This is a genomic window from Achromobacter sp. CF-sbj1-Ac2-l (assembly GCF_052698165.1).
Window position 1 is genome coordinate 52,145 of the sequence record NZ_CP199855.1, and the last position, 26,394, is coordinate 78,538.

Annotated in this window: 23 protein-coding genes and 1 riboswitch; of the genes, 10 read left to right on the plus strand and 13 right to left on the minus strand. The window is 69.3% G+C overall.

Annotation, left to right across the window (positions count from 1 at the left end; genetic code table 11):
• From ACUDCK_RS00255 to ACUDCK_RS00265, 3 genes are read right to left on the minus strand one after another with little or no spacing between them, the layout of a single operon-like run.
• Complete coding sequence (locus ACUDCK_RS00255; RefSeq protein WP_049070390.1) at positions 1-1,074, minus strand: ABC transporter permease; 1,074 nt, start codon at positions 1,072-1,074, stop codon at positions 1-3.
• Between the two features lie 31 nt (positions 1,075-1,105).
• On the minus strand, positions 1,106-2,635 hold the full coding sequence (locus ACUDCK_RS00260) for an ABC transporter ATP-binding protein (RefSeq protein ID WP_175167322.1): 1,530 nt from the start codon (positions 2,633-2,635) through the stop codon (positions 1,106-1,108).
• Entirely contained in the window at positions 2,632-3,663 is a 1,032-nt protein-coding gene (locus ACUDCK_RS00265) for a BMP family protein (RefSeq protein ID WP_054418762.1), read from the minus strand. The genes ACUDCK_RS00260 and ACUDCK_RS00265 overlap by 4 nt, the downstream gene beginning before the upstream one ends.
• 450 nt (positions 3,664-4,113) lie before the next feature.
• Here ACUDCK_RS00265 and ACUDCK_RS00270 point away from each other — a divergent pair, with 450 nt between their 5' ends.
• The 6 genes from ACUDCK_RS00270 (at position 4,114) to ACUDCK_RS00295 (ending at position 8,580) form a co-directional block, all read left to right on the plus strand.
• Positions 4,114-5,028 carry a VTT domain-containing protein gene (locus ACUDCK_RS00270; RefSeq protein ID WP_175167321.1) on the plus strand — a complete coding sequence of 305 codons (915 nt, stop codon included), beginning with the start codon at positions 4,114-4,116 and terminating at the stop codon, positions 5,026-5,028.
• 125 nt (positions 5,029-5,153) lie between these two features.
• A complete protein-coding gene (panE, locus tag ACUDCK_RS00275) occupies positions 5,154-6,080 on the plus strand; it encodes a 2-dehydropantoate 2-reductase (RefSeq protein ID WP_020925731.1) in 927 nt (308 codons plus the stop codon).
• Between the two features lie 169 nt (positions 6,081-6,249).
• Positions 6,250-6,861 (plus strand): NAD(P)-dependent oxidoreductase, encoded by a 612-nt coding sequence (locus ACUDCK_RS00280; protein WP_175167320.1) that lies wholly within the window; start codon positions 6,250-6,252, stop codon positions 6,859-6,861.
• Positions 6,862-7,041: 180 nt separating this feature from the next.
• Positions 7,042-7,497: a nuclear transport factor 2 family protein gene (locus ACUDCK_RS00285; RefSeq protein ID WP_054504495.1), complete on the plus strand. Its 456-nt coding sequence runs from the start codon at positions 7,042-7,044 to the stop codon at positions 7,495-7,497.
• Between the two features lie 11 nt (positions 7,498-7,508).
• Positions 7,509-8,078, plus strand: a complete 570-nt coding sequence (locus tag ACUDCK_RS00290; RefSeq protein ID WP_054504496.1) for a flavin reductase family protein — start codon at positions 7,509-7,511, stop codon at positions 8,076-8,078.
• A gap of 4 nt (positions 8,079-8,082) precedes the next feature.
• Entirely contained in the window at positions 8,083-8,580 is a 498-nt protein-coding gene (locus ACUDCK_RS00295; RefSeq protein ID WP_054504497.1) for a nucleoside 2-deoxyribosyltransferase, read from the plus strand.
• A 42-nt stretch (positions 8,581-8,622) separates the two neighbouring features.
• Here the strand turns inward: ACUDCK_RS00295 and ACUDCK_RS00300 are convergent, their stop codons facing one another.
• Positions 8,623-9,294 carry a TetR/AcrR family transcriptional regulator gene (locus tag ACUDCK_RS00300; RefSeq protein ID WP_175167319.1) on the minus strand — a complete coding sequence of 224 codons (672 nt, stop codon included), beginning with the start codon at positions 9,292-9,294 and terminating at the stop codon, positions 8,623-8,625.
• A 151-nt stretch (positions 9,295-9,445) separates the two neighbouring features.
• Here ACUDCK_RS00300 and ACUDCK_RS00305 point away from each other — a divergent pair, with 151 nt between their 5' ends.
• Positions 9,446-10,654 carry an MFS transporter gene (locus ACUDCK_RS00305; RefSeq protein WP_175167318.1) on the plus strand — a complete coding sequence of 403 codons (1,209 nt, stop codon included), beginning with the start codon at positions 9,446-9,448 and terminating at the stop codon, positions 10,652-10,654.
• Between the two features lie 57 nt (positions 10,655-10,711).
• On the opposite strand, the gene ribB is transcribed toward ACUDCK_RS00305, so the two are convergent.
• Positions 10,712-11,431 (minus strand): 3,4-dihydroxy-2-butanone-4-phosphate synthase, encoded by a 720-nt coding sequence (gene ribB, locus ACUDCK_RS00310; RefSeq protein ID WP_054518256.1) that lies wholly within the window; start codon positions 11,429-11,431, stop codon positions 10,712-10,714.
• A gap of 108 nt (positions 11,432-11,539) precedes the next feature.
• Positions 11,540-11,697, minus strand: a riboswitch (FMN riboswitch).
• A gap of 639 nt (positions 11,698-12,336) precedes the next feature.
• Positions 12,337-12,864 carry an SET domain-containing protein gene (locus ACUDCK_RS00315; RefSeq protein WP_175167317.1) on the minus strand — a complete coding sequence of 176 codons (528 nt, stop codon included), beginning with the start codon at positions 12,862-12,864 and terminating at the stop codon, positions 12,337-12,339.
• A gap of 109 nt (positions 12,865-12,973) precedes the next feature.
• On the opposite strand from ACUDCK_RS00315, the gene ACUDCK_RS00320 reads away from it, so the two are divergent.
• A complete protein-coding gene (locus tag ACUDCK_RS00320) occupies positions 12,974-13,894 on the plus strand; it encodes a bestrophin family protein (protein WP_054504561.1) in 921 nt (306 codons plus the stop codon).
• Between the two features lie 137 nt (positions 13,895-14,031).
• Here the strand turns inward: ACUDCK_RS00320 and ACUDCK_RS00325 are convergent, their stop codons facing one another.
• Positions 14,032-14,502 carry an Lrp/AsnC family transcriptional regulator gene (locus ACUDCK_RS00325; protein WP_006389474.1) on the minus strand — a complete coding sequence of 157 codons (471 nt, stop codon included), beginning with the start codon at positions 14,500-14,502 and terminating at the stop codon, positions 14,032-14,034.
• A 93-nt stretch (positions 14,503-14,595) separates the two neighbouring features.
• Between ACUDCK_RS00325 and ilvB the strand changes: the two genes are divergently transcribed.
• Entirely contained in the window at positions 14,596-16,416 is a 1,821-nt protein-coding gene (gene ilvB, locus ACUDCK_RS00330) for a biosynthetic-type acetolactate synthase large subunit (protein WP_175167316.1), read from the plus strand.
• Positions 16,417-16,521: 105 nt separating this feature from the next.
• Here the strand turns inward: ilvB and ACUDCK_RS00335 are convergent, their stop codons facing one another.
• The 5 genes from ACUDCK_RS00335 to ACUDCK_RS00355 form a co-directional block, all read right to left on the minus strand.
• A complete protein-coding gene (locus tag ACUDCK_RS00335) occupies positions 16,522-17,304 on the minus strand; it encodes an SDR family oxidoreductase (protein WP_175167315.1) in 783 nt (260 codons plus the stop codon).
• Between the two features lie 14 nt (positions 17,305-17,318).
• Complete coding sequence (locus ACUDCK_RS00340; protein ID WP_175167314.1) at positions 17,319-18,173, minus strand: ABC transporter permease; 855 nt, start codon at positions 18,171-18,173, stop codon at positions 17,319-17,321.
• A 7-nt stretch (positions 18,174-18,180) separates the two neighbouring features.
• Complete coding sequence (locus ACUDCK_RS00345; RefSeq protein ID WP_020925717.1) at positions 18,181-18,951, minus strand: ABC transporter ATP-binding protein; 771 nt, start codon at positions 18,949-18,951, stop codon at positions 18,181-18,183.
• 2 nt (positions 18,952-18,953) lie between these two features.
• Positions 18,954-20,009 (minus strand): ABC transporter substrate-binding protein, encoded by a 1,056-nt coding sequence (locus tag ACUDCK_RS00350; protein WP_116791605.1) that lies wholly within the window; start codon positions 20,007-20,009, stop codon positions 18,954-18,956.
• A 133-nt stretch (positions 20,010-20,142) separates the two neighbouring features.
• The gene (locus tag ACUDCK_RS00355) at positions 20,143-22,794 is read right to left on the minus strand and encodes a DNA topoisomerase III (protein WP_054485405.1); all 2,652 of its coding nucleotides are present in this window, start codon (positions 22,792-22,794) and stop codon (positions 20,143-20,145) included.
• Positions 22,795-22,856: 62 nt separating this feature from the next.
• Here ACUDCK_RS00355 and ACUDCK_RS00360 point away from each other — a divergent pair, with 62 nt between their 5' ends.
• Positions 22,857-25,487: a GDYXXLXY domain-containing protein gene (locus ACUDCK_RS00360; RefSeq protein ID WP_175167313.1), complete on the plus strand. Its 2,631-nt coding sequence runs from the start codon at positions 22,857-22,859 to the stop codon at positions 25,485-25,487.
• A 15-nt stretch (positions 25,488-25,502) separates the two neighbouring features.
• On the opposite strand, the gene gluQRS is transcribed toward ACUDCK_RS00360, so the two are convergent.
• Positions 25,503-26,384 carry a tRNA glutamyl-Q(34) synthetase GluQRS gene (gene gluQRS / locus ACUDCK_RS00365; RefSeq protein ID WP_175167312.1) on the minus strand — a complete coding sequence of 294 codons (882 nt, stop codon included), beginning with the start codon at positions 26,382-26,384 and terminating at the stop codon, positions 25,503-25,505.
• Positions 26,385-26,394: the final 10 nt, after the last annotated feature.

Below are 26,394 nucleotides of genomic sequence, written 5' to 3' on the forward strand. Positions count from 1 at the left end.
TCAAGCCCGGTTGCGGCGCAGGCGGTACTGCGCGAATAGCGTCGCGACCAGCATGGCGAGCAACGAGGTGGCGACGATGACGTCGGCGATGTAGTTCGGCACCGCGATGGCGCGGCTCATGCTGTCCGCGCCCACCAGCATGCCGGCCACGAAGACGCTGGCCAGGATCACGCCCAGCGGATGCAGGCCGGCCAGCATGGCCACCACCACGCCGGTGTAGCCGTAGCCCGGCGACATGTCGAGCGTGACGTAGCCGGTGCGGCCGGCCACCTCGATGGCGCCGGCCAGTCCGGCCAGCGCGCCCGACAGCATGGCCGTGCCCAGCATCACGCGGTTGACCGGCAGGCCCAGGAAGCGCGAGGCGTGGGCGTTGGCGCCGACCGCGCGCATCTGGAAGCCGAACACCGTGTAGCGGTTCAGCAGCCACAGGCCCAGCGCCAGGCCGGCGGCCCACAGCAGGCCGGTGTGGGCGCGGGTGCGCTCGATCAGCTTGCCCAGCTCCAGGTCGGGGTTGAGCGCGACCGATTGCGGCCAGCCCATCGCCATCGGGTCCTTCATGGGGCCGTCCAGCATCATCGAGACGAACAGCAGCACGATGAAGTTGCCCAGCAGCGTGGTCACCACTTCGTCCACGCCCAGGCGCGTCTTGAGCAGCGCCGGGATCAGCAGCAGCAAGGCGCCGGCCAGCGCCGCCGCCAGCATCATGCCGCCGAACAGCGCCGGCAGGGGCAGGTCGAAGCCGGTGCCGTCATGCAGGCCGCCCACCGCCACCGCGGCCAGCGCGCCCAGGTACAACTGGCCTTCGGCGCCGATGTTGTAGAAGCGCGCGCGAAAGGCCACGGCGCAGGCCAGGCCGGTCAGCATCAGCGGCGTGGCGCGCGTCAGGGTCTCGGACAGCGCGAATTTGGAGCCGAACGCGCCTTCGAACAGCAGCGCGTAGGTGCGGCCCACCGGCGCGCCGGCCCAGGCCACCAGCAGCGTGCAGACCGCCAGCGTAAAGAGGATGGCCGCGATCGGGGCCAGGGCCAGCGCGGCGCGGCTGGGCTCGGGGCGGCGTTCCAGGATCAGTTTCATTCGAGAAATGCTCAGTAGAGGGGGCACGGCGTCAGGCGCGCGTGCCCGTCATGGCCAGCCCGACGGTGGCGGGCGTCCATTGCGCGACCGGCTTGTCGGCGACCAGCTTGCCGCCGCACAGCACCGCGATGCGGTCGGCCAGCGCGAAGATCTCTTCCAGGTCTTCCGACACCAGCAGGATGCCGGCGCCGCGCCGGCGCGCGGCCAGCAACTGTTCGCGCACGTAGGCCACCGCGCCGATGTCCAGACCCCAGGTGGGCTGGTCGGCGACGATGAAGCGCGGTTCGCGCGCCAGGGTGCGGCCCAGGATCAGCTTCTGCATGTTGCCGCCCGACAGGCTGCGGGTGCGCACGTCGAGCGAAGCGGCGCGCACGTCGAACTGCCTGGCCAGCGCCGCCGCATAGGCGCGGCCGGCCTTGGCGCGGATCAGCCCGAAGCGCGAGAAGCGCGGGTCCTTCAGGTCTTCGACGATGGCGTTTTCCCACAGCGGGCTGTCGCCGATCATGCCTTCGCCGTGGCGATCCTCGGGAATGCGGCCCACGTGGGCGGCGGTCCAGCCGGCCGGCGTGGTAGGCGCGGCGGCGTGTTCAGGGCCCAGGCGGATGGTGCCGTCGGCGGGCTGGCGCAGGCCGGTCAGCACCGACACGAGCGCCTGCTGGCCGTTGCCGGCGACGCCGGCGATGGCCACGATCTCATGCTTGTGCACCACCAGGTCCAGGCTGTCCAGGCGCGGCGCGCCGCCGCGCGGGTCGCGCACGGTGACCTGCGACAGCGTCACCACCGGCGCGGCCTGGCCGGCCGCCGCCATGGCTTCGGCGTGCGGCATGGCGACTTTGCGGCCCACCATCAGCTCGGCCAGCTCGGCCGGCGTGGTGGCGGCGGTGTCGCGCTCGGCCACCAGCTTGCCCTGGCGCAGCACCGCGACGCGGCGCGACACGGCCATGACCTCGTCCAGCTTGTGCGAAATGAAGATGACGGCCAGGCCCTCGTCGACGAAGCCGCGCAGCGTGGCGAACAGGTCCTGTACTTCCTGCGGCGTGAGGACGGCGGTGGGCTCGTCCAGGATCAGCACCTTGGCGCCGCGGTACAGCGCCTTGAGGATCTCGACGCGCTGCTTCTCGCCCACCGACAGGCTGCCGACGCGCGCGTCCGGATCCACCCCCAGGCCGAAGCGCTGGCCCAGTTCCACCAGGCGGCGGCGCGCCGGGCCGCGGCCCGAGGCCAGCTTCCACAGCGACTCGGTGCCGACCATGATGTTGTCCAGCACGGTCAGGTTGTCGGCCAGCGTGAAGTGCTGGTGCACCATGCCGACCCCCGCCGCCAGCGCGGCGTCGGGCCGGCCCGGCGGCAAGGGTTGGCCGAAGACGTCGATGCTGCCGGCGTCGGCCACGTAATGGCCGAACAGGATCGACACCAGGGTCGATTTGCCGGCGCCGTTCTCGCCCAGCAGGGCCAGCACTTCGCCTTGCGCCAGCGTCAGCGAGACATCGTCATTGGCCGTCAGGCTGCCGAAGCGTTTGGTGATCCCTGCCAGCCGCAGGGCGAGAGGCGCTTGATTCATCGTGCCGACGACTTGGGTTCTTTGTCGTTGACCTGCACGCTGAAGCTGCCGTCCAGGATGGCCTTCTGCTTGGCCTGCACCTTGGCGATCAGGTCAGCGGGGATCTTGCTTTCGAAGGTGCCCAGCGGCGCCAGCGACGAACCCTTGTATTTCATCAGCGAGTACTGGCCGAAGTCGGCGGCCTTGAAGGTGCCGGCCTTGACCTGCTTGAGCGCCTCGTCGATGGTCGGTTCCATGCTCCACAGCGCCGAGGCCACCACGGTCTCGGGGTACTGCGGCTGGGTGTCGATGACGTTGCCGATGGCCAGCTTGCCGCGTTCCTTGGCGGCGTCCGACACGCCGAAGCGCTCGGCGTACAGCACGTCCGCGCCCTTGTCGATCATGGCGAAGGCGGCTTCCTTGGCCTTCGGGGGATCGAACCACGAACCGATGAAGGTCACGGTGAATTCGGTCTTGGGGTTTATTTCCTTGGCGCCCTCGATGAAGGCCTGCATCAGGCGGTTCACTTCGGGGATGGGGTAGCCGCCCACTAGGCCGATCTTGCCGGTCTTGCTCATGCCGGCGGCGATCATGCCGGTCAGGTAGGCCGGTTCCTGGATGTAGTTGTCGAACACCGAGAAGTTGGGCTGCTGCGGCTTGCCCGACGAACCCATCAGGAAGGCGGTCTGCGGGTAGTCCTTGGCCACCTTGCGGGCCGCGGCCTCGACCGCGAAGGCCTCGCCCACCACCAGCTTGTTGCCCTGCTCGGCGTACTGGCGCATGACGCGCTCGTAGTCGGCGTTGGTGACGTTTTCCGAGAACGTGTATTCGATTTCACCCCGGTCGCGCGCGGCGGTCAGCGCCTTGTGGATGCGCGACACCCATTGCTGTTCCACCGGCACCGTGTAGATGGCGGCAACCTTGGTCTTGGCGGGCGCCTGGGCCTGGGCGCCAGCCGACAGCAGCAGCGCGCCGGCGGCGGCCGCGGCCAGCTTCAGCAGGCCACGGCGGGCGATGCCGCCGGCGGCCGGGAGGGAAAGGGATTTCATGCGCAAGTCTCCTTCGCGGGGATGGAAAGGGAATGGGAGGAATGGCGGCGATGTCCGGGCGTCGCGGTGCGGCACGCGTGGGCGGGCGGGGTCGAGGGCGTGGGATCGGTCATCGGATGGGGGAGCGCCGGGGCGGCGCGCCCCATCCGAATGGGCGGGTTCGCGGCCAGTCCTGGCGAAGCAAGTTGTATGCCATGCGGCATTCCCGCGACAAGTCGGGGGAATCCTGATGGCCGGGCGCGATTATAGGCACCCTGGCGGCCAAGCGTGGCACCAGCATGGTGCGCACCGTTGCGGTGCGTGGACACTTTTCGGCGTGGAACAGCCTGTTGCGGCTGAAATGGGCCCGAAAGGCCCTGGAGGCCTATCGCCATGCGGCCATCGGCGCGGCCGCGGGCCTAAAATTCCCCGCATAGCGCCGCGCCCGTGCGCGGCAAGCCGGAATCCATCATGCAAGACATTCAATTGCTGCTCGAGCAGTACGGCGGCTGGCTCGTCTTCGCCAACGTGCTGGTCGAGCAGGCGGGCCTGCCCGTGCCCGCCTATCCCATGCTGATCGCCGCCGGCGCCCTGGCCGGCGCGGCCGGCTGGCTGGTGCCGTGGCTGGCGGCCACCGTCGCCTGTCTGCTGGCCGACTCGCTCTGGTACGCGGCTGGCCAGCGCTACGGCTCGCGCCTGCTGGGCGTGATCTGCAGGATGTCGCTGTCGCAGGATTCCTGCATCCGCCAGACCCAGCGCCTGTACCTGCGCATCGGCGTGCGCGCCCTGCTGGTCTGCAAGTTCCTGCCCGGCGCCGGCGCCCTGTCCACCGTGATGGCCGGCCTGACCGGCACGCCGTACCGCCGTTTCCTGGCCTATGACCTGGTGGGCGCCATGATCTGGGCGGGCTCGGCCCTGCTGCTGGGCGGCCTGTTCCACGGCGTGGTCAACGACGTGCTGGACGTGCTGGGCACTTACGGCCCCATGGGGCTGGCCCTGCTGGCTGCGGTGCTGGCGCTGTACATCATCGCCCGCGCCCTGCGGCGCTGGGTTCTCAAGCGCCACCTGCGCGTGATTCCGCGGCTGTCGGTGGACGAGCTGATGCAGTGGCGCCAGGACGGCCGCCTGGCGCTGGTGTTCGACGTGCGCCCCGAGGCGGTGCGCGAGGAAGACCGCATCCCCGGCGCCATCGCCGTTGACCTGCGCGCCCCGCTGCCGGCGCTTGAAGCCGGCAGCGAGGAGGCCGATATCGTGGTCTATTGCGCCTGCCCCAACGAGGTTTCGGCCGCGATGCTGGCCGCGCGCCTGCGCGCCGCCGGCTACCCCAAGACCTGGGCGCTGCGCGGCGGCTACGAAGCCTGGGCGCGGCACGCGCACCCGGCCTGACGACGTGCCGCGGCGGCGTCTGTCTGGGCCATGGGCGCCCGCGCGGTTTCGGCCCGCGCCCGGCGCCGCCACGGGCGCATAATGGCTCCATCGGCCCGCGCCTTTGACGGGCCGGGGAGACAGGCATGAAGTTGTTGTTCTTGGGCGCCGGCGGAACCGGCGGCTATTTCGGCGGCCGCGCCGCCCAGGCGGGCGCGGACGTGACCTTCCTGGTGCGCGAGGCCCGCGCCGCGCGCCTGCGCGAACAGGGGCTGCGCATCGAAAGTCCTTTCGGCGACGCCACGCTGCAGCCGCAACTGGCCACCGCCGACACGCTGAAGGGCTTCTATGACGTGGTGGTGCTCAGTTGCAAGGCCTATGACCTGCAAAGCGCCATCGACGCCATCCGCCCCGCCGTGGGTCCCGACACCGCGGTGCTGCCCATCATGAACGGCGTGCTGCAGTACGACGTGCTGGACCGCGAATTCGAGCCGCACCGCGTGCTGGGCGGCCTGTGCCAGATCAACGCCACGCTCGGCCCCGAAGGCCAGGTGATCCACCTGGGCAAGCACGCCAGCATCGTCTTCGGCGAACGCGCCGGCCCGGCCCGCAGCGCCCGCTGCGAGGCACTGGCAGAGGCCCTGGCCGGCGGCGAATACGTCAGCCGCCTGAGCGAAGACATCTACCAGGATATCTGGGAAAAATACGTTTTCCTGACGACGCTGGCCGCCGCCACCTGCCTGATGCGCGGCACGGTCGGCCAGATCGCCGCCACCGACGACGGCGCCGACATCGTGCGCGGCCTGCTGCGCGAATCGCAGGCGGTTGCCGCCGCCAGCGGCCACGCGGTGCGGCCCGAGGCCGACGCCAACGCGCTCAAGATCCTGACCGACCCGTCCCAGGCCATGACCGCCTCGATGTTCCGCGACCTGCGCCAGGGCCTGCCGGTCGAGGCCGACCACATCGTCGGCGACATGGTGCGGCGCGCGCGCACGCTGGCGGTGGATGCCACCACGCTGCGCACGGCCTACGCGCATTTGCAGGTCTACCAGGCGCAACGCGCCGCGGCTTGAGGCCAAAGGAACGGGAATCCGATTGGTGCATGGATTGCAAAAAACTCTTCCATGCCCGTGGGTTCCTGGATGCCGTCGGGCCGAATAGTATGGCTTTGCCTGAGCCCGGGCAGGCAAGGACCGCAACTCGCGGCCCCCGCCCGGCGCCCACCCTCCAAGGAGCAAGACCATGAAAATCGCTTTGATCGGAATTACCGGCCGCGTGGGTTCCCGCGTGGCGGACGAACTACTCAAGCGCGGCCACCAGGTGACCGGCATCGCCCGCAACCTGGGCGACGTCAATCCCCAGCCCGGCCTGACCATCGCCCAGGGCGACGCCACCGATCCGCACGGCCTGACGCCGCTGCTCAAGGGCCACGATGCGGTGGTCAGCGCCTCGCGCTTCGTGTCGGCTGACGCCAAGCCGCTGCTGGCCGCCGTGAAGGAGGCGGGCGTGCCGCGCCTGCTGGTGGTCGGCGGCGCCGGCAGCCTGGAAGTGGCGCCGGGCAAGATGCTGATCGACACCCCCGAATTCCCCGACGCGTACAAGCCGGAAGCCCGCGGCGGCGTGGTGTTCCTGGACGCCTTGCGTCAGGAAAAGGTTCTGAATTGGACGTTCCTGTCGCCTTCCGCGCTGTTCGAGCCGGGCGAGCGCACCGGCAAGTTCCGCATCGGCGACGACACGCTGCTGGTCGATGAGGCCGGCAAGAGCTGGATCTCGATGGAAGACTACGCCATCGCCCTGGCCGACGAAATCGAGACGCCCCGGCATTCCCGCCGCCGCTTCACCGTCGGTTATTGATATCCCGCAGGCCGTGGCGCGGTGTTGTTTGCATGCGATAGCCGGCCGCCCACGGCCCCCGCCCGCCCCGGGGGGGCGTCCGCTTTTCGGGCAAGGCCGCACTGGCGGCAGGGTCGATTCGGCCGGTTTTGTTTGTAAACTGGCAGGCCGCCAAACCGGCGCACGACCCGAGTAGTCAGTATGAGCATGAAGTTGAAATCGTTGGCCCTGTGTTTGCTGCTGGCTGCCACCTGTCTGGCCCCGGTCCAGGCCGCCGCGCCGCAGTCGAACAAGGACATCGTGGTGGCGTTCTTCCGCATGATGTTCCAGGACCGCGAGATCGACGAGGCGGTGCGCCTGTATGTCGCCAGGAACAATTACACCCAGCACAATCCCTACATGCGCGACGGCGTCGAGCCGATGGTGGATTTCTTCCCCCATTACTTTGAGCAGCACCCGCAGGCCAGCGTCGACATCAAGCGCGTCATCGCCGAGGGCGACCTGGTGGTGATCCACAACCTGTGGCGCGAATCGCCCGAAGACCGCGGCCAGGCCGTGGTCGACATCTTCCGCGTCGAGAACGGCAAGATCGTCGAGCACTGGGACGTGAGCCAGGAAATCCCTGAAAACCCCGCCAACAAGAACGGCATGTTCTGAACAGGCTGCCCATGTCCGCCATCGAACCCGTCGACCTGCCCCGCGCCTACCTGCTGTTGAACCACGGTCCCACCGTGCTGGTCACCAGCGCCCACGGCGGCGAACGCAACGTCATGGCCGCGGCCTGGGCCATGCCGCTGGATTTCAGCCCGCCCAAGATGCTGGTGGTGGTGGACAAGAACACCTACACCCGCACGCTGATCGAGGCTTCCGGCGAATTCGCGCTGTGCATCCCGTCGCGCGCGCAGGCCCAGGCCACCCTGCAGGTCGGCTCGCACTCGGGGCGCGATGAAGACAAGTTCAAGGCCAGCGGCCTGGGCACCTTCCCCGCCAGCAAGATCGGCGCGCCGCTGATCGAAGGCTGCCTCGGCTGGCTCGAATGCAAGGTGGTGCCCGAGCCGCACAACCAGCAGGCCTATGACCTGTTCATCGGCGAGGTGGTGGCCGCCTGGGCCGCGCCCGACGTGTTCTCCGGCAACCGCTGGCACTTCGATGACGACGCGCGCCGCTCGGTGCACTACGTCGCGGGCGGTTCGTTCTTCGCCACCGGCGAAGCGTTCTCGGTTGCCGATCCGGAGTAAGCCCGTGCGCCGCGTCTACCTGGCCGGTTTCGACGTCTTCCTGCCCGATGCCGTGGCGCACGGCGAGCGGCTCAAGGCGCTGGCCGCCGCGCATGGTTTCGAAGGCCTGTACCCGCTGGACAACGCGGCGCCAGCCGGCCTGTCCGGCGCCGCCCTGGCGCAATGGATCTACCAGGCCAACGTGGCGATGATCCAGCGCGCCGACCTGGTCATGGCCAATCTCAATACGTTCCGCGGCGCAGAACCGGATTCGGGCACGGCCTTCGAGGTCGGCTATGCGATCGCCCTGGGCAAGCCGGTGTGGGGCTATACGGCGCAAGCCGGCAGCGTGCGCCAGCAGGTCGCGGTCGGCGTGGCCGCCGACGATCCGGACCGCGCGGTGGACGCACAGGGCTGCACGGTCGAAGACTTCGGCCTGAACCTGAACCTGATGCTGGCGTGCAGCGCCCGCATCGTGGTGGGCGACGCGGCCGACTGCCTGGCGCGCATGGCGCGCGGCTAGGACGCCGGCGCCGCGCCGTCGGCGCGCGCTCCTCGCGTGGTGTCAGGCCGCGCCGGCCTTGCGGGCCGCCGCGCGCACGGGCCGGGCCTTGGCGGCGGGGGGCGGCATGCCCAGGTATCCCATCACCGCATCCACCACCGCCCGCTCCAGTTGCTGCGCGCTCAAGCCGGCCGGCGGCTCCAGCGCCGCCGCGTGCACCAACGATTCCATGATGCGCAGCACCACGTAGGTCGCCAGCTCGCGGTCCTGCTGCGCGATCTCCTCGCGATGCAGTTCCAGCAGGTGGCGCATGCGCCGGTGGATGTCCTGGTCGGCGCGGCTGTGTTCGCGCGGCTGGTCGAACAGCGGGAATTCCCGCTCCAGCACGCGGTGCAGCGCTGGCTCCAGCAGATGCGCATGCAGCGACGCGGCGACGATCGCCGCGACCCGCTCGCGCAGCGTCGCCGCGGGACTGCCGTCCAACACCTCGTCGATGAGCGCCAGCATCTGCTGGTCATGGCGGTCGTGCAGCGCCGCGATCAGCGCATTCTTGTTGGGGAAGTACTGGTACAGCGAGCCGACGCTGACGCCGGCGGTCTCGGCGATCAGGTTGGTGTTGGTGCCTGCGTAGCCGTGCTCGGCCAGAACGCGAGCTGTCGCCTGCAAAATGGTGTCCACGGTCTGTTGCGAACGTTGCTGGCGCGGCGATTTACGGGGCTGCGGGATGGATGTCATTGGGTTCGGGGAAAGCGAGTTTCAAACCTGAGCACCGGCTCATAAAATTTCGATACGCAACTGGAATTGCGTCGAGCACCGGCCGATTATGCCATCGTCGATTACGGCGAGCCGGCCATGCGGTGCCGCTTCCCCCTTTCAAGGAATCCTCATGTCGAATGCATCGACGGCCACGGCGCTGCCCGCGGCCGGCGGGACCGCGCGTCCCGTTTTCATGCAGATATTGCCCCTGGCGCTGGCGGTCTTCGTCGGCTTTTTCATGGTCGGCCTGCCCATGCCGGTGCTGCCGCTGTACGTCGACGGCGTGCTGGCGCAGGGCGCGCTGGTGGTCGGCATCGTGGCCGGCCTGCAGTTCGCGGCGGCGCTGCTGTCGCGCGCCTGGTCCGGTTCGCTGGCCGATCGTCGCGGCGCCAGGCGCGCGGTGGTTACCGGTTTTCTGCTCGGGTCGGCGGCCGGCCTGCTCTACCTGCTGGCCGATACGCTGGCCCCGCAACCACGCGCGGCGCTGGCCGCGTTGATGGCCGGCCGCGCCCTCATGGGCTGCGCCGAAAGCCTGATCGTCACCGGCGCGCTGAGCTGGGGCGTGGGCCGCGTCGGACCGCAGAACGCGGGCCGAGTGATGGCCTGGATCGGCGTGGCGATCTACGCCGCTTTCGGGCTGGGCGCGCCCGCCGGCATGCGTCTCTACGGCGCAGCCGGTTTCGAAGGCATCGCCTGGGCCACGGTGTTCATCCCGGTGCTGGCGTTGGCGCTGGTGCTGCCACAGCGCGGCGTGCCGGCGGCCGGCGGCGTGCGCACGCCGTTCTACCGCGTGCTGGGCATGGTGATGCTGCCGGGCCTGGGGCTGGCGCTGACCAGCGTGGGTTTCGGCGTCATCACCGCCTTCATCAGCCTGCTGTTCGCGCAGCGCGGCTGGGACGGCGCGGCGTGGATGTTCAGCCTGTTTGGGGTCGGCTTCATCGTGGCGCGGCTGTTCTTCGCGGGGTTGCCCGACAAGCTGGGCGGCGCGCGCGTGGCGTTGGTGTGCGTGCTGATCGAGGCGGTCGGCCAATGGCTGATCTGGATGGGCCCGACGCCGGCGTGGGCGTTTGCCGGCGCGCTGTTGAGCGGCGCGGGCTATTCGCTGGCGTTCCCGGCCTTCGGTGTGGAGGCGGTGCGGCGCGTGCCGCCGGCCAGCCGCGGCGCGGCCATGGGGGCGTATGTGGCGTTCCTGGACGTGGCGCTGGGCATCGCCAGTCCCGTTGCCGGCTGGTTGGCCGGGATGCGGGGCTATGGGGCGGTCTATGCGCTGGGTGGTGCGTGCGCGCTGGGCGCGGTGTTCGTGGCGATGGCGCTGCGGGGCCGGGTGGCCGCCGCCTAAGCGTCCGAAGACTGGTTTGACGATCGAGGCGCCCGCTATTGCGGGCGCCTTTTTCGTTCAGACCGTGGCGGCCATTTCCAGCACTTCGTCATCGACCGGCTGGGCCTGGCCGTCGCGCAGTTGCTGCAGGTGGTCGGCCAGTTCGGCGATGGTCAGGGCGACCAGGCCGTGCTGGGCGGCATAGCGCTCCAGCGCGGCGCCGCGCATCATGGTGCCGTCGGCGTTCATCAGTTCGCACAGCACGCCGGCGGGACGTAGGCCGGCCAGCGTGGCCAGGTCGACCGAGCCTTCGGTGTGGCCGCGGCGGGTCAGCACGCCGCCGGGCTGGGCCCGCAGGGGGAAGACGTGGCCGGGGCTGACGATGTCCTCGGCCTGGGCGGTGGGCGAGATGGCGGCGCGGATGGTGGTGACGCGATCGACGGCCGACACGCCGGTGCTGACGCCTTCGCGCGCTTCGATCGAGACGGTGAAGGCGGTGGCGAAGCGGCTCTGGTTGCGCTGGACCATGGGGGCCAGGTCGAGACGGTCGAGGGTTTCGCCGGGCAGGCACAGGCAGACGATGCCACTGCCGTCGCGGATCAACTGGGCCATGACGGGCACGGTCAGCTTGTCGGCGGCGACGATGAGGTCGGCTTCGTTTTCACGGTCGAAGTCATCCATGAGGATGACGGGGCGGCCCAGGCGCAGGTGATGCAGGGCGCGTTGCAGGCGCGCGGCGAAGGGCTGGGCGGCCAGGCTGGGGAGGGGGGACTGCGGGGTAAGGGTAACGTTGGACATTGAAACGCTCTCGCGAAAAAGTGGGCGAAAAACGTTTCAGGGCTAATCGACAGCCGAACGCAAACCGATTGCCCGCGCGTATGGGGCGCGGACAGGGGGCGTGTGACGGCACATCTTCTCTCATCCGGACTGTGACCGTCGGCCCTGGCATTTCACCAGATCTGCTGACCCCGGTGTCCTCCGTGAAGGACGCCGGGCGCTCGCGGGCTCGCCAAGTTGCTTGGCATACCGCCGGTGGGGAATTTCGCCCCGCCCTGAAGACGTACTGCTTGTTTGTCGTGTTAACGACATCGGGGATTTTACGCTGGTCTTGGGAGGGGCGCTGAATATGCTTATTGCGGGTGGGGTTTTGGGTGGGGGTGGGTTCTTAAGACGCCGGGGGTGGCGGGGCTTGGGGGGAGCGGGGCTACGATTGCGGTCCGGAGCGTTCGCTCCGGACTGCCCCTGCCTCAACCTCGTCCGCCTTCGGCTCCCTTCGGTTTCCGTTGGGCGCATCTACACGCCCCGCTCCCCCCAAGCCCCGCCACCCCCGGCTCGGTCGGTGGTCACTTCACGGGCGTGGGGGCGGGTGGCTTGCTTGGCGTTTTGGCCAAGAGCCGGGCTGGGTCGGAGGGGGGGCGGGGTCGCCAAAGGCGGCCGCGCGGGCGGCCTTCTTTGGCGTTTGGGTGTGTTGCGTCGGGGCGGTGCCGGGTTGGCTGCTGGGCCGGCGTGGCGGCGCAGCGGCTGGTGTTAGGGACGGGCGCCGCGTGGTCTTGATAATGGGCGGGCGGGACGGCGGTTGGCGGGTATCGCCACGGTCGCGGGTCGCATGGCGGTGGCGCGAGCGTGGTTTGGGGCGGGCCGGATATCGGGTGTTGGGCGAGCGCAGCCGTTGTTGCTGTGCTGTTGGCGCCCACGCCGCTTGCTTACTTCGCGGTTTCCGGTTCCGCTGGCGCTTCGGCCTTTTTCTTTTTCTTCTTCTTTTCGGGCAGCGCCAGCATCGTGCCGCGGCACGGCGGGGTGCCGCAGAGGCACTTGTAGCCTTCCTTCAGGGCCTTGGTGATGCGGCCGTCCAGGACCAGGCCGTAGTCGTAGGAGAGTTCGGTCCCGCGCGGGATGTCCTGCAGCGCGACGATGTAGACGCGCTTGCCGTGCTTGCCTTCCTGGGCCTCGCAGTTGGGCTCACAGGAGTGGTTGATCCAGCGGGCGTCGTTGCCCTGGTCGCCGCCGTCGATGACGCGGCCGGAGCTGAGGGCGAAGAAGAAGGTGTGGAAGGGATCGTCGGGGTTGGTGGGGTGGCGACGGTCGGCTTCCTTGGCGCTGATGCGGGCGCCGCCGTACTCGATGATGCGGGTGCCCGCGGGAATCTTGCGGGCGGCGAAGACGCCGTTGCCGTGCAGCTTGGAGCGGCGCACGACGTACCAGGGCTTGATGGGGGTGTCTTCGGAGGTCATTGAGTGGCGGCAGTGTGGCGGTGAGACGAAACAGAATTATATCGGCGCGCTCATGACAGGATGACAGGCGTATAGTGGGCGCCGCCTTGTTTCTTTGTTTACCCGCACCATGATTGTCCGTCCGCGTCCTTCCGCGCTGGGTTTGTTCTTTGTTTTGCGCGGTTCGATCATTCCCCGCATCTTCAGCCGCATCCTGGTCATTACGCTGCTGTCGTGCGTGGTGGTGTGGATGTACCACCGTCAATGGTTCTCGCCCACGCACCTGTCGGCGGTGCCGTTCTCGCTGTTCGGGCTGGCGCTGTCGGTGTTCATGGGGTTTCGCAACAACGTCTGCTACGACCGCTGGTGGGAAGCGCGCAAGCAATGGGGCGACCTGATCGTGCAGGCCCGCAGCCTGGCGCGCGAGAGCGCGGTGCTGCTGGCGGCCAGCACCGCCAATCCGGTGCAGGAAAGGCTGGTGCGGCGCTGCATCGGCTTCGGTTATGCGCTGGCGGCGCGGCTGCGAGACCAGGACGTGTTGGCGGCCGTGCGGCCCTGGGTGCAGCCGGAGGAACTGGATACGCTGGCGGGCAATCGCAATGTGCCCGACGCGCTGCTGCTGGCGATCAACCGCGACCTGGCGGCCTGCCTGCGGCGCGGGGAATTGACCGACATCCTCTATCAGGCGTTGACCCAGCGCGTGGCGCAGTGCGCGGCGATCCAGGCGGCCTGTGAGCGCATCAAGTACACGCCGACGCCGTTCGCCTATTCGCTGCTGCTGCATCGCACGGCCTGGCTGTTCTGCCTGCTGCTGCCGTTCGGGCTGGTGGGCACGCTGGAATACCTGATGCCGGTGGCGGTCACCATCATCGCCTATACCTTCTTCGGGCTGGACGCGCTGGGCGACGAGCTGGAAGACCCGTTCGGCCTGGAGGAAAACGATCTGCCGCTGTCGGCGCTGGCGCGGGTGATCGAGATCGACCTGCTCGACGGGCTGGGCGTGCGGCCGCTGCCCGAGCCGGCGCAGCCGGTGGACTGCGTGCTGCACTGACATCGCCGCGGCGCCGCGCAGGCGGCGCGAAGCGCCTTGCGCGTGTCTGGGCGCGGGATGCGTTGTCTTGACCGGCCCCGGCGCGCCAGCGCGCCCACGGTTCCTGCGCGCCAGCTCCGCTGCCCGGCCGCGCTCGTTCAGGTCGTCGGCCCGTTCAGCGGCAGCATGGTTTCCTTCAGGCGGCGCAATACGAAGCAGGATTTGCTGTGGCGGATGCCGGGGATGCGGTACAACTGCTCGCGCAGCAGCCGCTCGTAGTCGCGGGTGTCGCGCACGGCGATGCGGATGTAGTAGTCGTAGTCGCCCGACACCAGGAAGGCTTCCAGCACTTCCGGGATCTGCGCCAGCGCCCGCCCGAATTCATACAGCGTTTCCTCGCTGTGGCTCTCCAGCGTGACGTGGACGATGACGGTGTCCATGAAGCCCAGGCTGGCCGGGTCGATGTCGACCGTGTAGCCGCGAATCACGCCGGCGGCCTCCATGCGCTTGATACGGTTCCAACAGGGCGTGGACGACAGGCCGACCGCCGCGCCGATGTCGTTGAGGCTGGCGCGGGCGTTCTCTTGCAGCACGCGCAAAATCGCCAAATCAAACTTGTCCAGGTTCATTTTCTTTGATTCCTCCGATCCAAAGATAAATTTACTGCGTTTGCCGGCAATGCGTGGAAAAGAAGATAAATATTCTCCCGGATTCCCAATAAGATGGATAGCATGAACGATCGCCTGCACCCCTCCGTCGCCGCCGCGCTTGCCGCCCCTGAAACTCCCCCCGCCAATGGGGCCAGGATTCTGCTGGAAACGCTGATTGCGCACGGCGTGGACACCGTGTTCGGCTATCCCGGCGGCGCCGTGCTGCCGCTGTACGACGCGCTCTACGCCGAGCCGCGCCTGCGCCACGTGCTGGTGCGCCACGAACAGGCCGCCGTGCATGCCGCCGAGGGCTACGCCCGCACCACCGGCCGCACCGGCGTGGTGTTCGTGACCTCCGGCCCGGGCATGGCCAACACCACCTCGGGCCTGCTGGACGCCATGTGCGACTCGATTCCGGTGCTGTGCATCAGCGGCCAGGTCGCCACCAGCGCCATCGGCACCGACGCCTTCCAGGAATGCGACGCCATCGGCATCTCGCGCTCCGTGACCAAGTGGAATACTCAGGTGCGCTCGGTGGACGACGTCGCCGCCGTCACCGCCCGCGCCTTCGAACTGACGCGCCAGGGCCGGCCCGGCCCGGTGCTGCTGGACTTCCCCAAGGACGTGCAGTTGGCCGTGCCGCGCGACGCGGACGGCGACGACGACACCCCGTCGCAGCAGAAGCTGGCGGCGCTGCGCGCGCGGCGCCAGTCGGGCAAGCTGGCGCCCAAGCTGCCGCAATCGGCGGTGCGCCGCGCCGCCGCGCTGATCGCCCAGGCCAAGCGCCCCATCTTCTACGGCGGCGGCGGGCTGGTGAACGCCGGCCCCGAGGCCTGCGCCGCTTTCACCGAGCTGGTGCGCGCCAGCGGCGCGCCCTGCACCCTGACGCTGATGGGCCTGGGGGCGTTCCCGGCTTCCGATCCGCAGTTCGTCGGCATGCTCGGCATGCACGGCACCGTCGAGGCCAACCTGGCCATGCACAACGCCGACCTGGTGGTCTGCATCGGCGCCCGCTTCGACGACCGCATCACCGGCAAGCTGTCCGAGTTCTGCCCGCATGCGCGCAAGATCCACATCGACATCGACCCCGCTTCCATCAACAAGGTGGTGCGCGTGGACGTGGCCCTGGTGGGCGACTGCCTGCCGCTGGTGCGCGCCCTGCAGGCCGAGCTGAGCGAGCCGCTGGACCCGGCGCGTCTGGCGCCGTGGTGGGCGCGGGTGCAGGCCTGGCGCGCGCAGGACTGCCTGGGCTACACCCCGGCGGCCGACGCCATCCTGCCGCAGCACCTGATGTCGCGCCTGAACGCGGCGCTGGCCGGGCGCGACGCCATCGTCTCGACCGACGTCGGCCAGCACCAGATGTGGGCCGCGCAGTATCTGCGCTTCGACCAGCCGTACCGTTGGCTCACCTCCGGCGGCGCCGGCACCATGGGCTACGGCGTGCCGGCCGCCATCGGCGCGCAGGTCGCGCATCCGGACAAGACCGTGGTGTGCGTCAGCGGCGACGCCTCGGTGCTGATGAACATCCAGGAACTCTCCACCGCCATGCAGCACCAGGCGCCCGTCAAGGTCGTGCTGTGCAACAACGGCTACATGGGCATGGTGCGCCAGTGGCAGGAACTGATCCACGGCGGCCGCTATAGCCACAGCTACAACGCCTCGCTGCCCGACTTCGTGGCGCTGGCGCGGGCCTTCGGCTGGGGCGCGGCGCGGGTCGAGGACCCGGCGCAACTGGATGCGGCGCTGGCCGAATGCCTGGCGCACGACGGCCCCTACTTCCTCGACGTGGCGGTGACGGCGCAGGAGAACTGCTTCCCCATGATGCCGGCCGGCCATGGCCACCACAAGATGATGCTGGCCGAGGGCGTCTGGTACCAGGACGAGACGACCTGAGCCGGCGGCGATTGCCGGGCAGGCGGACATCCCTGCCGGGCCCGCCGGCATGATGAAGGGGCCCTTTGCGGGCCCCTTCATTTTTGCCGCACGGCCAGCGCGCTGTCAGAACTGGATCGACAGGCCGCCGTCCACCACCAGCACGTGCCCGTTCACGTACGACGCCGCCTTGGACGCCAGGAACACCGCCGCGCCGGCGATCTCCTCCGGCTCGCCCCAGCGCCCGGTCGGGTTGCGGGCCGCGATGCGCGGGCCGACCGCCGGGTCGGCCACCATCTGCGCATTGGTCTCGGTGGCGAACGTGCCCGGCGCGATCGCGTTGCTGGTGATGCCGCGCCCGCCGAACTCCGCCGCCAGCGCCCGCACCATGCCGGTCAGGCCCTGCTTGGCGGCCGGATAGACCGCGTCGCCGGCTCGCGCCAGCTCGCCCACCACGGAGGTGATGGCGATCAGGCGGCCGCCGCCCTGGCGCGCCATGCGCTCGGCGGCGTGCTTGGCCAGCAGGATGCCGGCCACCAGGTCGGTGTCGATCAGTTCGCGGATCTCGGCGGCGCTGGTGTCGGCCAGCGTCTTGCGGTTGCGCGCGCCGACGTTGTTCACCAGGATGTCCAGGCGGCCGTGTTCGGCGTCGATGCGCGCGAACGCCCGCGCCATGGCCGCATCGTCGCTGACGTCGAAGGCCAGCGCGTGCGCGTCCAGGCCGTCGCCGCGCAACGCGGCGGCGGTGCTTTCCGCGGCCTGCTCGTTGCGGCCGTTGATCAGCACGCGCGCGCCGCTGCCGGCCAGCGCGCGGGCGATACAGAAGCCCAGCCCGCGGGCCGAGCCGGTCACCAGCGCGACCTGGCCGCTCAGGTCGAAGTTGCGCAGATAGGGCAAGGAAGTCGTCATGGTCGCGGCTCGGTTCATTCGCGGAATTCGGGCGCCCAGTGCAGCAGCCGCCGTTCCAGCCAGGTCACGCAGTACACCAGCGCGATGCCGACGATGGACAACAGCGTGACCGCCGAAAACATGTCGGTGGCGTTCAGTGTAGCCAGCGCGGTGATCATCAGGTAGCCCATGCCGGTGGTGGAGCCGACGAACTCGGCCAGCACCACCCCGATCAGCGCGAAGCTGATGGCGTTGGGCAGCGCGGCGAAGGTCCAGGCGGCGGCGGTCGGGATGCGCACGCGCCACAGGATCTGGCGCGGCGATCCGCCCAGCGTGCGGCAGAAGTCCACCAGTTCGCGCTCGACGCTGCGCCCGCCCTTGTAGGTGTTGAAGAACACCAGGAAGAACACCACGAACCACGAGGTCACCACCTTGGACGCCAGCCCCAGGCCGAAGAACATGGTGATGAGCGGCACGAAGGCGATGCGCGGCATCGAGTTGAAAGCCACGATGAACGGGTTGAACACGTCCGCCAGGAAGCGGCTGCGGCTGAGCGTCATGCCGACGATGAAGCCGCTGCCCACGCCCACCACCAGCCCGACCAGCGTGGCCTGCAGCGTCAGCCACAGGTGCGGCCAGACCGAGCGCGGCCCGGGCTGCAGCCATTCCCACAGCCGCACCGCTACGCGCGACGGCTGGCTGATGAAGAACGGGTCGAACAGCGTGTTCTGGGTGAACCACGGGATGCGCGTCAGCGTTTCCCAGGAGCCCAGGATGAGGGCCAGGATCAGCACCTGCCACAAGGTGATGCGCAGGCGCCGCCGCGCGCTGGCGCGGCGGTCCAGCCGCAACTGGTCCTGCAGGGTATCGGTGAATTCGGGAGCGGTCATGGCGGAATCAGGCGGCGGCGCGGAACTGCTGGCCCAGCACGCTCCAGAGGCTTTGCACGTGGGTGACGAACTGCGGCGTCTCGCGCAGGGTGAAGACGTCGCGCGGATGCGGGATGGCGATGCGCTCGTCCAGCAGCACGCGGCTGGGCGGGCCCGACAGCACCACCACCCGGTCGGACAGCAGGATGGCCTCGTCCAGATCGTGCGTGACCAGCACCACGGTCTGGCCCAGCTTGCGCCAGATCTCCATCAGCTCGCGGTGCAGGTGGGTCTTGGTGTGCGTATCGAGCGCGCCGAATGGCTCGTCCAGCAGCAGGATGCGCGGCTCCACCGCCAGGCTCATCAGCAGCGCCACGCGCCGCCGCATGCCGCCCGAGAGCTGGTGCGGAAAGGCGTCGGCGAAGGCCGTCAGGTGGCCCAGTTCCAGCAGCTCGGCCACCCGGCTGGCGATGCGCGCGGCCGGCACGCCCTGGAACTTCAGGCCCAGCGCTACGTTCTTCCTGACGCTGAACCACGGCAGCAGCGTGTCCTTCTGGAAGATGTAGCCCAGCGCCGGCGGCACCTGGCCGTCGACTACCCGTCCGTCCACCACGATGCGGCCGGTGGTGGGCGGCAGGAAGCCGGCGATCATGTTCAGCAGCGTGCTCTTGCCGCAGCCCGAGGGGCCGACGATCGACACGAACTCGCCCGCCGCGATCTCCAGGCTGACCTCGCCCACCGCGTGGGTGGTGCCCTGGCGCGTCTGGTAGGCCTTGCCCACCCGGTCCAGCGTGATCATCACTAGCCCCGAGCGCGGCGCACGAAGCGCATGTCGACGCACTTGTCGTACGGCACCGTCTTGATCTCGTCGTTCGAGAACTGGCGGCCGTCGCCCATGATGGCGGTCATGCGGTTGTAGGCGTCCTCGGTGATGACGTTGTCCCCCAGGAACACCGTGTCCTTGTACACGCCCAGCGTCTTCTCGATGGCGGCGCGCGGGAAGGCGTTCAGGTAATCGTCGTAGATCACGTCGGCGATCTCGGCGGCGCTGTGGGCGGTGATGAAGTTCTGTGCCTTCACCAGGCCGGTGACGAAGGCCTGCACGGTTTCCGGCCGCTTCTGGATGGTGTCATGCAGCGTCAGCGCGGCGATGCCCGGCACGTCGCCGCCCATGAATTCGTTCCACGAGGCCTCGGTGGTGGCGTCGAAGATCGGCACGCCCCAGCCTTCCTGCCGGGCCTGCTCCATCATCGACATGGTGGCCATGCTGGCGGCCACCGAGCCTGTCTTGAGCGCGCCCAGCATGGTGGCCAGGTCGCCCAGGGGGCGGATGTCGACCTTGTCGGCCACGCCGGCCTTCTGCATCAGGTACAGCGCCATCAGCCAGGTGCTGGACTGCGGCTGGGTCGCGCCCACGCGCTTGCCGGCCAGGTCCTTGAGCGACTTGATCTTGCCGCTGTCGAAATCCTCGCGCCGCACGATGACGTTGGCGTAGGTCAGCTTGCGGTCGAAGCCGAACACCAGCGCAGCCGGCTTGCCGGCCAGCGTCAGCGCCGGCGCGGCGGTGGCCGCGGTGGCGCCGAACGCGATCTGGCCGGCCGCCAGCAACTGGTTGGTGCGCGGGCCGCTCTGCGAATTCAGGTACTCGACCTCCAGCCCCGCTTCGCCGAAGTAACCCTTCTTGAGCGCCACGTATCCAGCCGCGAAGAACGGGTCGATGCTGCCCTGCCCGTAGACCACGCGGCCCAGCTTGGGCTGCGCGAAGGCGACGCGGCCGCCGATCAGGGTGACGCCGGCCAGCGCCCCGGTAGCGGCCAGCACGCGGCGGCGGGTGGTGAAGTGGGGGCTCGTGCTCATGTCTTCCTCGGTCTCGATCGGGTGTGGTTGTTTGGCGTCAACAATACCGCAGCGGCGCCTGCCGTCCAACAATGGAAAACGCCCGGTTGCCCGGGCGTTCTCGTCGTGCCACGCAAGTGTAGACCGTGGCGGCTTATGCCGCGGTCTTCTTGGGCGCGGCCTTCTTCACGGCTTTCTTGGCGGCGGTCTTGGTCGCCGTCTTGGTGGCCGTTTTCGTGGCGGTCTTGGTCGCGGTCTTCTTCACCGCGGCCTTCTTGGCCGGCGCCTTCTTCGCCGCCGTCTTGGTGGCGGCGCCGGCGGTCTTGGCCGGGGCGCGGCCGCGGCCGGGTTTCTCCGGACGCGGTTCGAACTCGAAGCCGATCTTGCCGTCGGGCTGGCGCACCAGGAAAGCCTTGAACTTGCGGTTGGTGCGGCTGGACACGAAGCCGTCGAGCAGGTCGGTGCGGCCGTCGGTCAGCAGCTTTTCCATCTGCTCGCGCGAGATTTCCTGCTGCAGGATGACCTTGCCCGAGCGGAAGTCGCAGCTCTTTTCAGGGCCGACCGACTTCTCGCAGACATAGCTCATGCCGTGCTCGAACACCCGCGACTGGCACTTGGGGCAGGTGCCCACCGGCGTGTGGCCGGAGAAGTCCACTGCCTCGTTGTCGTCCTCGTCGTTCTGGCCGAAGTCGAATTCCAGCTTGTACTCGTCGCTGATGCGCAGGATGGCGGCGAACGGCCGGCCCATCTTGCTGATGAAGCCCTGCAGCGGACCGATCTCGCGCTTGGCCAGCAGTTCCTCGACTTCCGGCAGCTCGAAGGTGCGGCCGCCCGGGTGCTTGCCGATCGAGAAGTCGCAGTTGGTGCAGGCAAAGCGGCGATAGTTTTCCTTGACCACCCCGCCGCACTTGGGGCACGGCGTCTGCAGCGTGGCGTAGTCGCCGGGCACCGTGTCGCGCTCGTATTCCTTGGCGCGCTTGACGATCACCTGCGTCATCTGGGCGATCTCGCGCATGAAGGCCTGGCGGTCCAGCGCGCCCTGCTCGATCTGCTTGAGCTTGTGTTCCCATTCGCCGGTCAGCTCGGGCGAAGTCAGTTCCGACACGTCCAGGCCCGACAGCAGCGTCATCAACTGGCGCGCCTTGGCGGTCGGCACCAGGTCGCGGCCCTCGCGGCGCAGGTAGACCTCGTTGAGCAGGCCTTCGATGATGGCCGCGCGCGTGGCCGGCGTGCCCAGGCCGCGCTCGGACATGGCCTCGCGCAGTTCCTCGTCGTCCACCAGCTTGCCGGCGCCTTCCATGGCCGACAGCAGCGTGCCTTCGTTAAAGCGCGCCGGCGGCTTGGTGGTCAGGCCCACGGCTTCGACGTCCTCGGTGCGCACGGTCTCGCCGTCGCCCACCGGCACCAGGTTGGCGTCCTCGCCCTGGGCTTCCTTGCCGTACACGGCCAGCCAGCCCGGATTGACCAGCACCTTGCCGTCGGTGCGGAAGCGATGCCCCTGCACCTCGGTCATGCGGGTGGTGACGCGGTATTCGGCGGCCGGGAAGAACACGGCCAGGAAGCGCTTGAGCACCAGGTCGTAGAGCTTGGCCTCGGCCTCGCTCAGGTCGTGCGGGATCTGCAGCGTCGGGATGATGGCAAAGTGATCCGACACCTTCTTGTTGTCGAAGATGCGGCGGTTCGGCTTGACCCAGTGCTGGCTGACCACGGTCTCGGCATGGCGCGACAGCCCGCCGACGGCGTTGGAGCCGCCCTTGGCCAGCGCGCGCATGGTTTCCTGCACCGTGCCGATGTAGTCCTCGGGCAGATAGCGCGAGTCGGTACGCGGGTAGGTCAGCGCCTTGTGGCGTTCGTACAGGGTCTGGGCCAGCGCCAGGGTGGTCTTGGCCGAGAAGCCGAAGCGGCCGTTGGCCTCGCGCTGCAGCGAGGTCAGGTCGTACAGGGCCGGCGACATCTGGGTCGACGGCTTGGATTCCTCGGTGACGCTGCCCGGCTGGTCGCGGCAGGCCGCCACCACGCTCTGGGCGGCGGCCTGCGACCACAGGCGCGACTCGCGCTTCTCGGGGTCGCGCTCGTCCTTCTTGAAGTCCGGATCGATCCAGCGGCCTTCGTACAGGCCGGCGGCGGCCACGAAGGTGGCGCGCACTTCCCAGTAGTCGCGCGGCACGAAGCGGCGGATGCGTTCCTCGCGCTCGGCCACGATGGCCAGCGTGGGGGTCTGCACCCGGCCCACCGGCGTCTTGAAGAAGCCGCCGTCCTTGCTGTTGAAGGCGGTCATGGCGCGGGTGCCGTTGATGCCCACCAGCCAGTCGGCCTCGGCGCGCGAGCGGGCGGCGGCCTCCAGCGGCTTGAGCTGGCTGTCGTCGCGCAGGTTGGCGAAGGCCTCGCGGATGGCGGCCTGGGTCATGGATTGCAGCCACAGGCGCTGGATCGGCTTTTTCACGCCCGCATACTGAATGATGTAGCGGAAGATCAGTTCGCCCTCGCGCCCCGCGTCACAGGCGTTGATGATGGCATCGACGTCCTTGCGCTTGGCCAGGCGCACCAGCAGCTTGAGGCGCTCGGCGGATTTCTTGTCGGTCGGCCCCAGCTCGAATTCAGGCGGAATTACCGGCAGGTGCGTGAAGCTCCATTTCCCCTTGACCGGATCGTTGGGCGCGACCAAGCTAAGCAAATGCCCGATGCTGGACGCCAGTACGTAACGTTCGCTTTCAAAATAGTCGCCCTCGCGCGCAAAGCCTCCCAAGGCGCGTGATATATCAAGGGCCACCGAGGGCTTCTCGGCAATAATCAGCGTTTTATTCATGTGTATCCAGTGGCGGCAGTCCCGCCGTAGTAGCGCGGATAATAAGATCGGAGTTTCGCGAGATGCAAGTCGGCATTGAACGGCAAGTGGGATCGGAACTTCACGCATGGCGCCAATTCCTGGCGCGCAGCACCCTCTGGCTGGGGGTCCTGCTGCTCGGCAGCGCCGCCATCTGCTGGGTCGCGGCGAACTGGCAGGACATGACAAAAATCCAGCGCTTCGCCGGCACGCAGGGCCTGCTGGCCCTGACCGCGCTGGCGGCCGCGTGGACCGGTTTGCGCCTGCGCGCCACCCCTGGCGTGCGCCGCAGCATTCCCGGCGCGCTGCTGGCCCTGGCCGGCATCCTGCTCGGCGCCCTGCTCGCGTTATTAGGCCAAACTTACCAGACTGGCGCCGATACCTGGGAATTGTTCGCCTGGTGGGCGGTCCTGCTGCTGCCGTGGGCATTGGTGGCGGCCAGCCAGGCCGTCTGGCTGCTGTGGGCGCTGGTGACCAACGTCGCCCTGGTCCTGTGGCTGGGCGAGCGCGCCTTCGCCTGGTGGCTGATCTTCGGCGGCCCCCAGGTCGCCAGCCTGATCGTGGCCGCCTGGAACCTGCTTTTGCTGCTGGGCTGGGAACTGGCGGCGCGCCGCTGGCGCGCCAGCACCCTGATCGGACCACGGGTCCTGGCGGCGCTGGTGGTCAGCCCGCTGGTGGTGGCGCTGATGTTCGGCGACTTCATGCTGCGCGGCCTGGGCTCCGTCAACAGCCTGGCCTGGATCGCCGTGACGCTGGGCCTGGGTTTCTTTTACCAGCGCGGCCGCCGTGATCTGGTCATTCTCGCCATGCTGGCGGCCGGCGCCATCTGCGTCTCGCTGCGCATCGTCGGCGAGTGGCTGCTGCGGCTGGAGCCCGGCGTCTGGGCCGCCCTGCCCCTGGCGGCGTTGCTGATGGCCGAGGGCGTCTGGGCCGCGCGCTGGCTGCGCGGGCTGGCCCAGCCGCCCCGGGTCGCCGCCGCCGCGCCCGCCGACGCCGAGCCGGCCGCCGCCTCGGCGGGCAACGCGGTCGACCCCGCCGACGCAGGCGAACCCGTCGCCCAGGTGGCGCCGCCCGCCGTGCCGCATACCGAACCGCCTTGGTATGTACAGTGCATCCTGGGCCTGAGCGCCTGGCTGGCCACGTTGCTGCTGCTGGTGTTCGTGGCCTTCTCCGGCATCATCAATTCAGAGGAAGGCGCGCTGGTGGCCGGCCTGGTGCTGTGCGCCGCCGGCGTGGCGGTGCTGCGCAGCGACGCCGGCCCGTTCTGGCGCCAGTGCGGCACGGCCATGGCCTTCGCCGGCCAGATCCTCATCATCTACGGCATGTCCAGCTCGACCTCGTTCGCCAGCGCCTGCCTGTTCGTGCTGCTGATGGCCACGGCGGTGTACGCGCTGGGGCCGGACGTGATCCTGCGCTTCCTGAGTGGCGGGCTGATCGCCCTGGCCGGCGCCGGCCTGATCTGGCGCATCCTGGCGCCCGAGCTGCTGCGCGAGGACATGATCGACTCCCTGCTGTATCTCGACATGGCCCGCGCCGCCTTCATCTGGCTGCCCATCGCCGTGACCGGCGCCTGGGCCACGGCCGTGATCCTGACCCTGGCGCACCGGCTGGGCGGCAAGCGCGGCCACGCGCTGCAACCGCTGGCCTGGGCCTTTCTGCTGTCGGTGCAGGGCATGGTGTGGCTGGCCAGCGGCCTGTCGGTGCTGCAACTGCCGGCCATGTGGCAACTGCATCCGCAGACCGCGCTGCTGGTGTGCGCGGGCGCCGTCTTGCCCGCGGCGGCCGCGATGGCGGTGCTGTGGCCGCGCCGGCATGTGCTGACCCCCGGCGTCATTTGGGGCGTGCCCATCGCCCTGCTGTTGCTGGCGCTGTTCTGGCTGCCCAGCCCCGGGGTCGGCTTCGCGCTGGCCTGGCTGCTGCTGGGTTTCGGCCTGAACCAGTTGGGCGTCACGATCTTCGGCGTACTGAGCCTGCTGGCCTACCTGGGCGTGTACTACTACCAGCTCGACGTGCCGCTGTTGCAGAAGGCGCTGTGGCTGGGCGGCGGCGCCGTGCTGCTGTTCGTGCTGCGGGTGCTGGTGTGGCTGGTGCCGCGCTTGATGCGCACCCAGGACCCGTCGCGCCGCGCGCCGCTGCCGCCGGTCTCGCCGGCCCTGCGCTGGCGCACCCTGGCGATCCTGGGCGGCCTGGCGCTGGTGCTGGTGGTGGCCAACGGCAGTATCTGGCAGCGCGAAAAGCTGCTGGCCAGCGGCAAGCCGGTGATCCTGGAACTGGCGCCGGTCGACCCGCGCTCGCTGATGCAGGGCGACTACATGGCGCTCAACTTCGCCGCCGGGCGCGAAGTCACCCGGCTGCGGCTGGGCGGCGAGCGCCAGGACACGGAGGACTCCGTCATGGGCGGAGCGTCCGACGGCTACGTCATGCTGACGGGCGATTCGCGCGGCGTGTACCAGCCCGTGCGCATTCAGACCGACGCCAGGCCGCATGGCGACGGCGAAGTGCCGCTGCGCTATCGCGTGCGCGACAACCAGGTGCGCATCGTCACCAACGCCTATTTCTTCCCCGAAGGCCAGGCCAAGCGCTATGAAGTCGCCAAGTTCGGCGAACTGCGCGTGGCCGAGAACGGCGAGGCCCTGCTGGTGCGCATGCTGGGCGAGGATCTGCAGCCGTTGTAGGAGTGACAGGCCGGATCAGGGCAGCGGAAAGCGCGCGGCCCAGCGCGCCGTCGCCTCACGCAGGAAGGCCGCCGTGTCCGGCGCGTCCAGCGGCGCGAATCCCAGCGCGCGCCAGGCGCCTTGCAGCGACGCCAGCGGCGCGCTCGTGTCGATGGCCGGGGCGCCGTTCTGCTTGGACAGCTTCAGGCCGCTGGCAGGGTCCAGGATCAACGGCACGTGCAGGTAGCGCACTGGCGGCAGGCCCAGCAGCCGGCCCAGCACGCGTTGGCGCGCGGTCGAACTGAGCAGGTCGGCGCCGCGCACCACGTCGGTCACGCCCTGCGCGCCATCGTCCACCACCACCGCCAGTTGATAGGCCCACAGGCCATCCGCGCGCTTCACGGCGATGTCGCCCACCGCCCGCGCCACGTCCTGCTCCTGTGGCCCCAGCCAGCGGTCCTCGAAACGCTCCACCCCTTCCGGCATGACCACGCGCCAGGCGCGCGCCTCGCGTCCCGGCGCCAGGCCGTGGCGGCAGGTGCCGGGGTATGGGCGTTCACCGTCCGCGCCCGGCGCCGCCTGGCCGCGCAGCGCCGAATCGGCGATCTCGCGGCGGGTGCAGCCGCAGCCATAGACCAGCCCGCGGGCGGCCAGCGCGTCGAAGGCCGCCTGATAGGCGTCACCGCGTTGCGATTGCCAGACGATGTCGCCATCCCAGCGCAGGCCCAGGGCCTCCAGTTGGCCCATGATGGTTTCGGCCGCGCCGGGCACCGTGCGCGGCGTGTCCACGTCCTCGATGCGCAGCAGCCAACGGCCGTGGTGGGCGCGCGCATCCAGCCAGCTGGCCAGCGCGGCCACCAGCGAGCCCGCGTGCAACGGGCCGCTGGGGCTGGGGGCGAAGCGGCCGGTGTAGGTCACGGGATGGCGA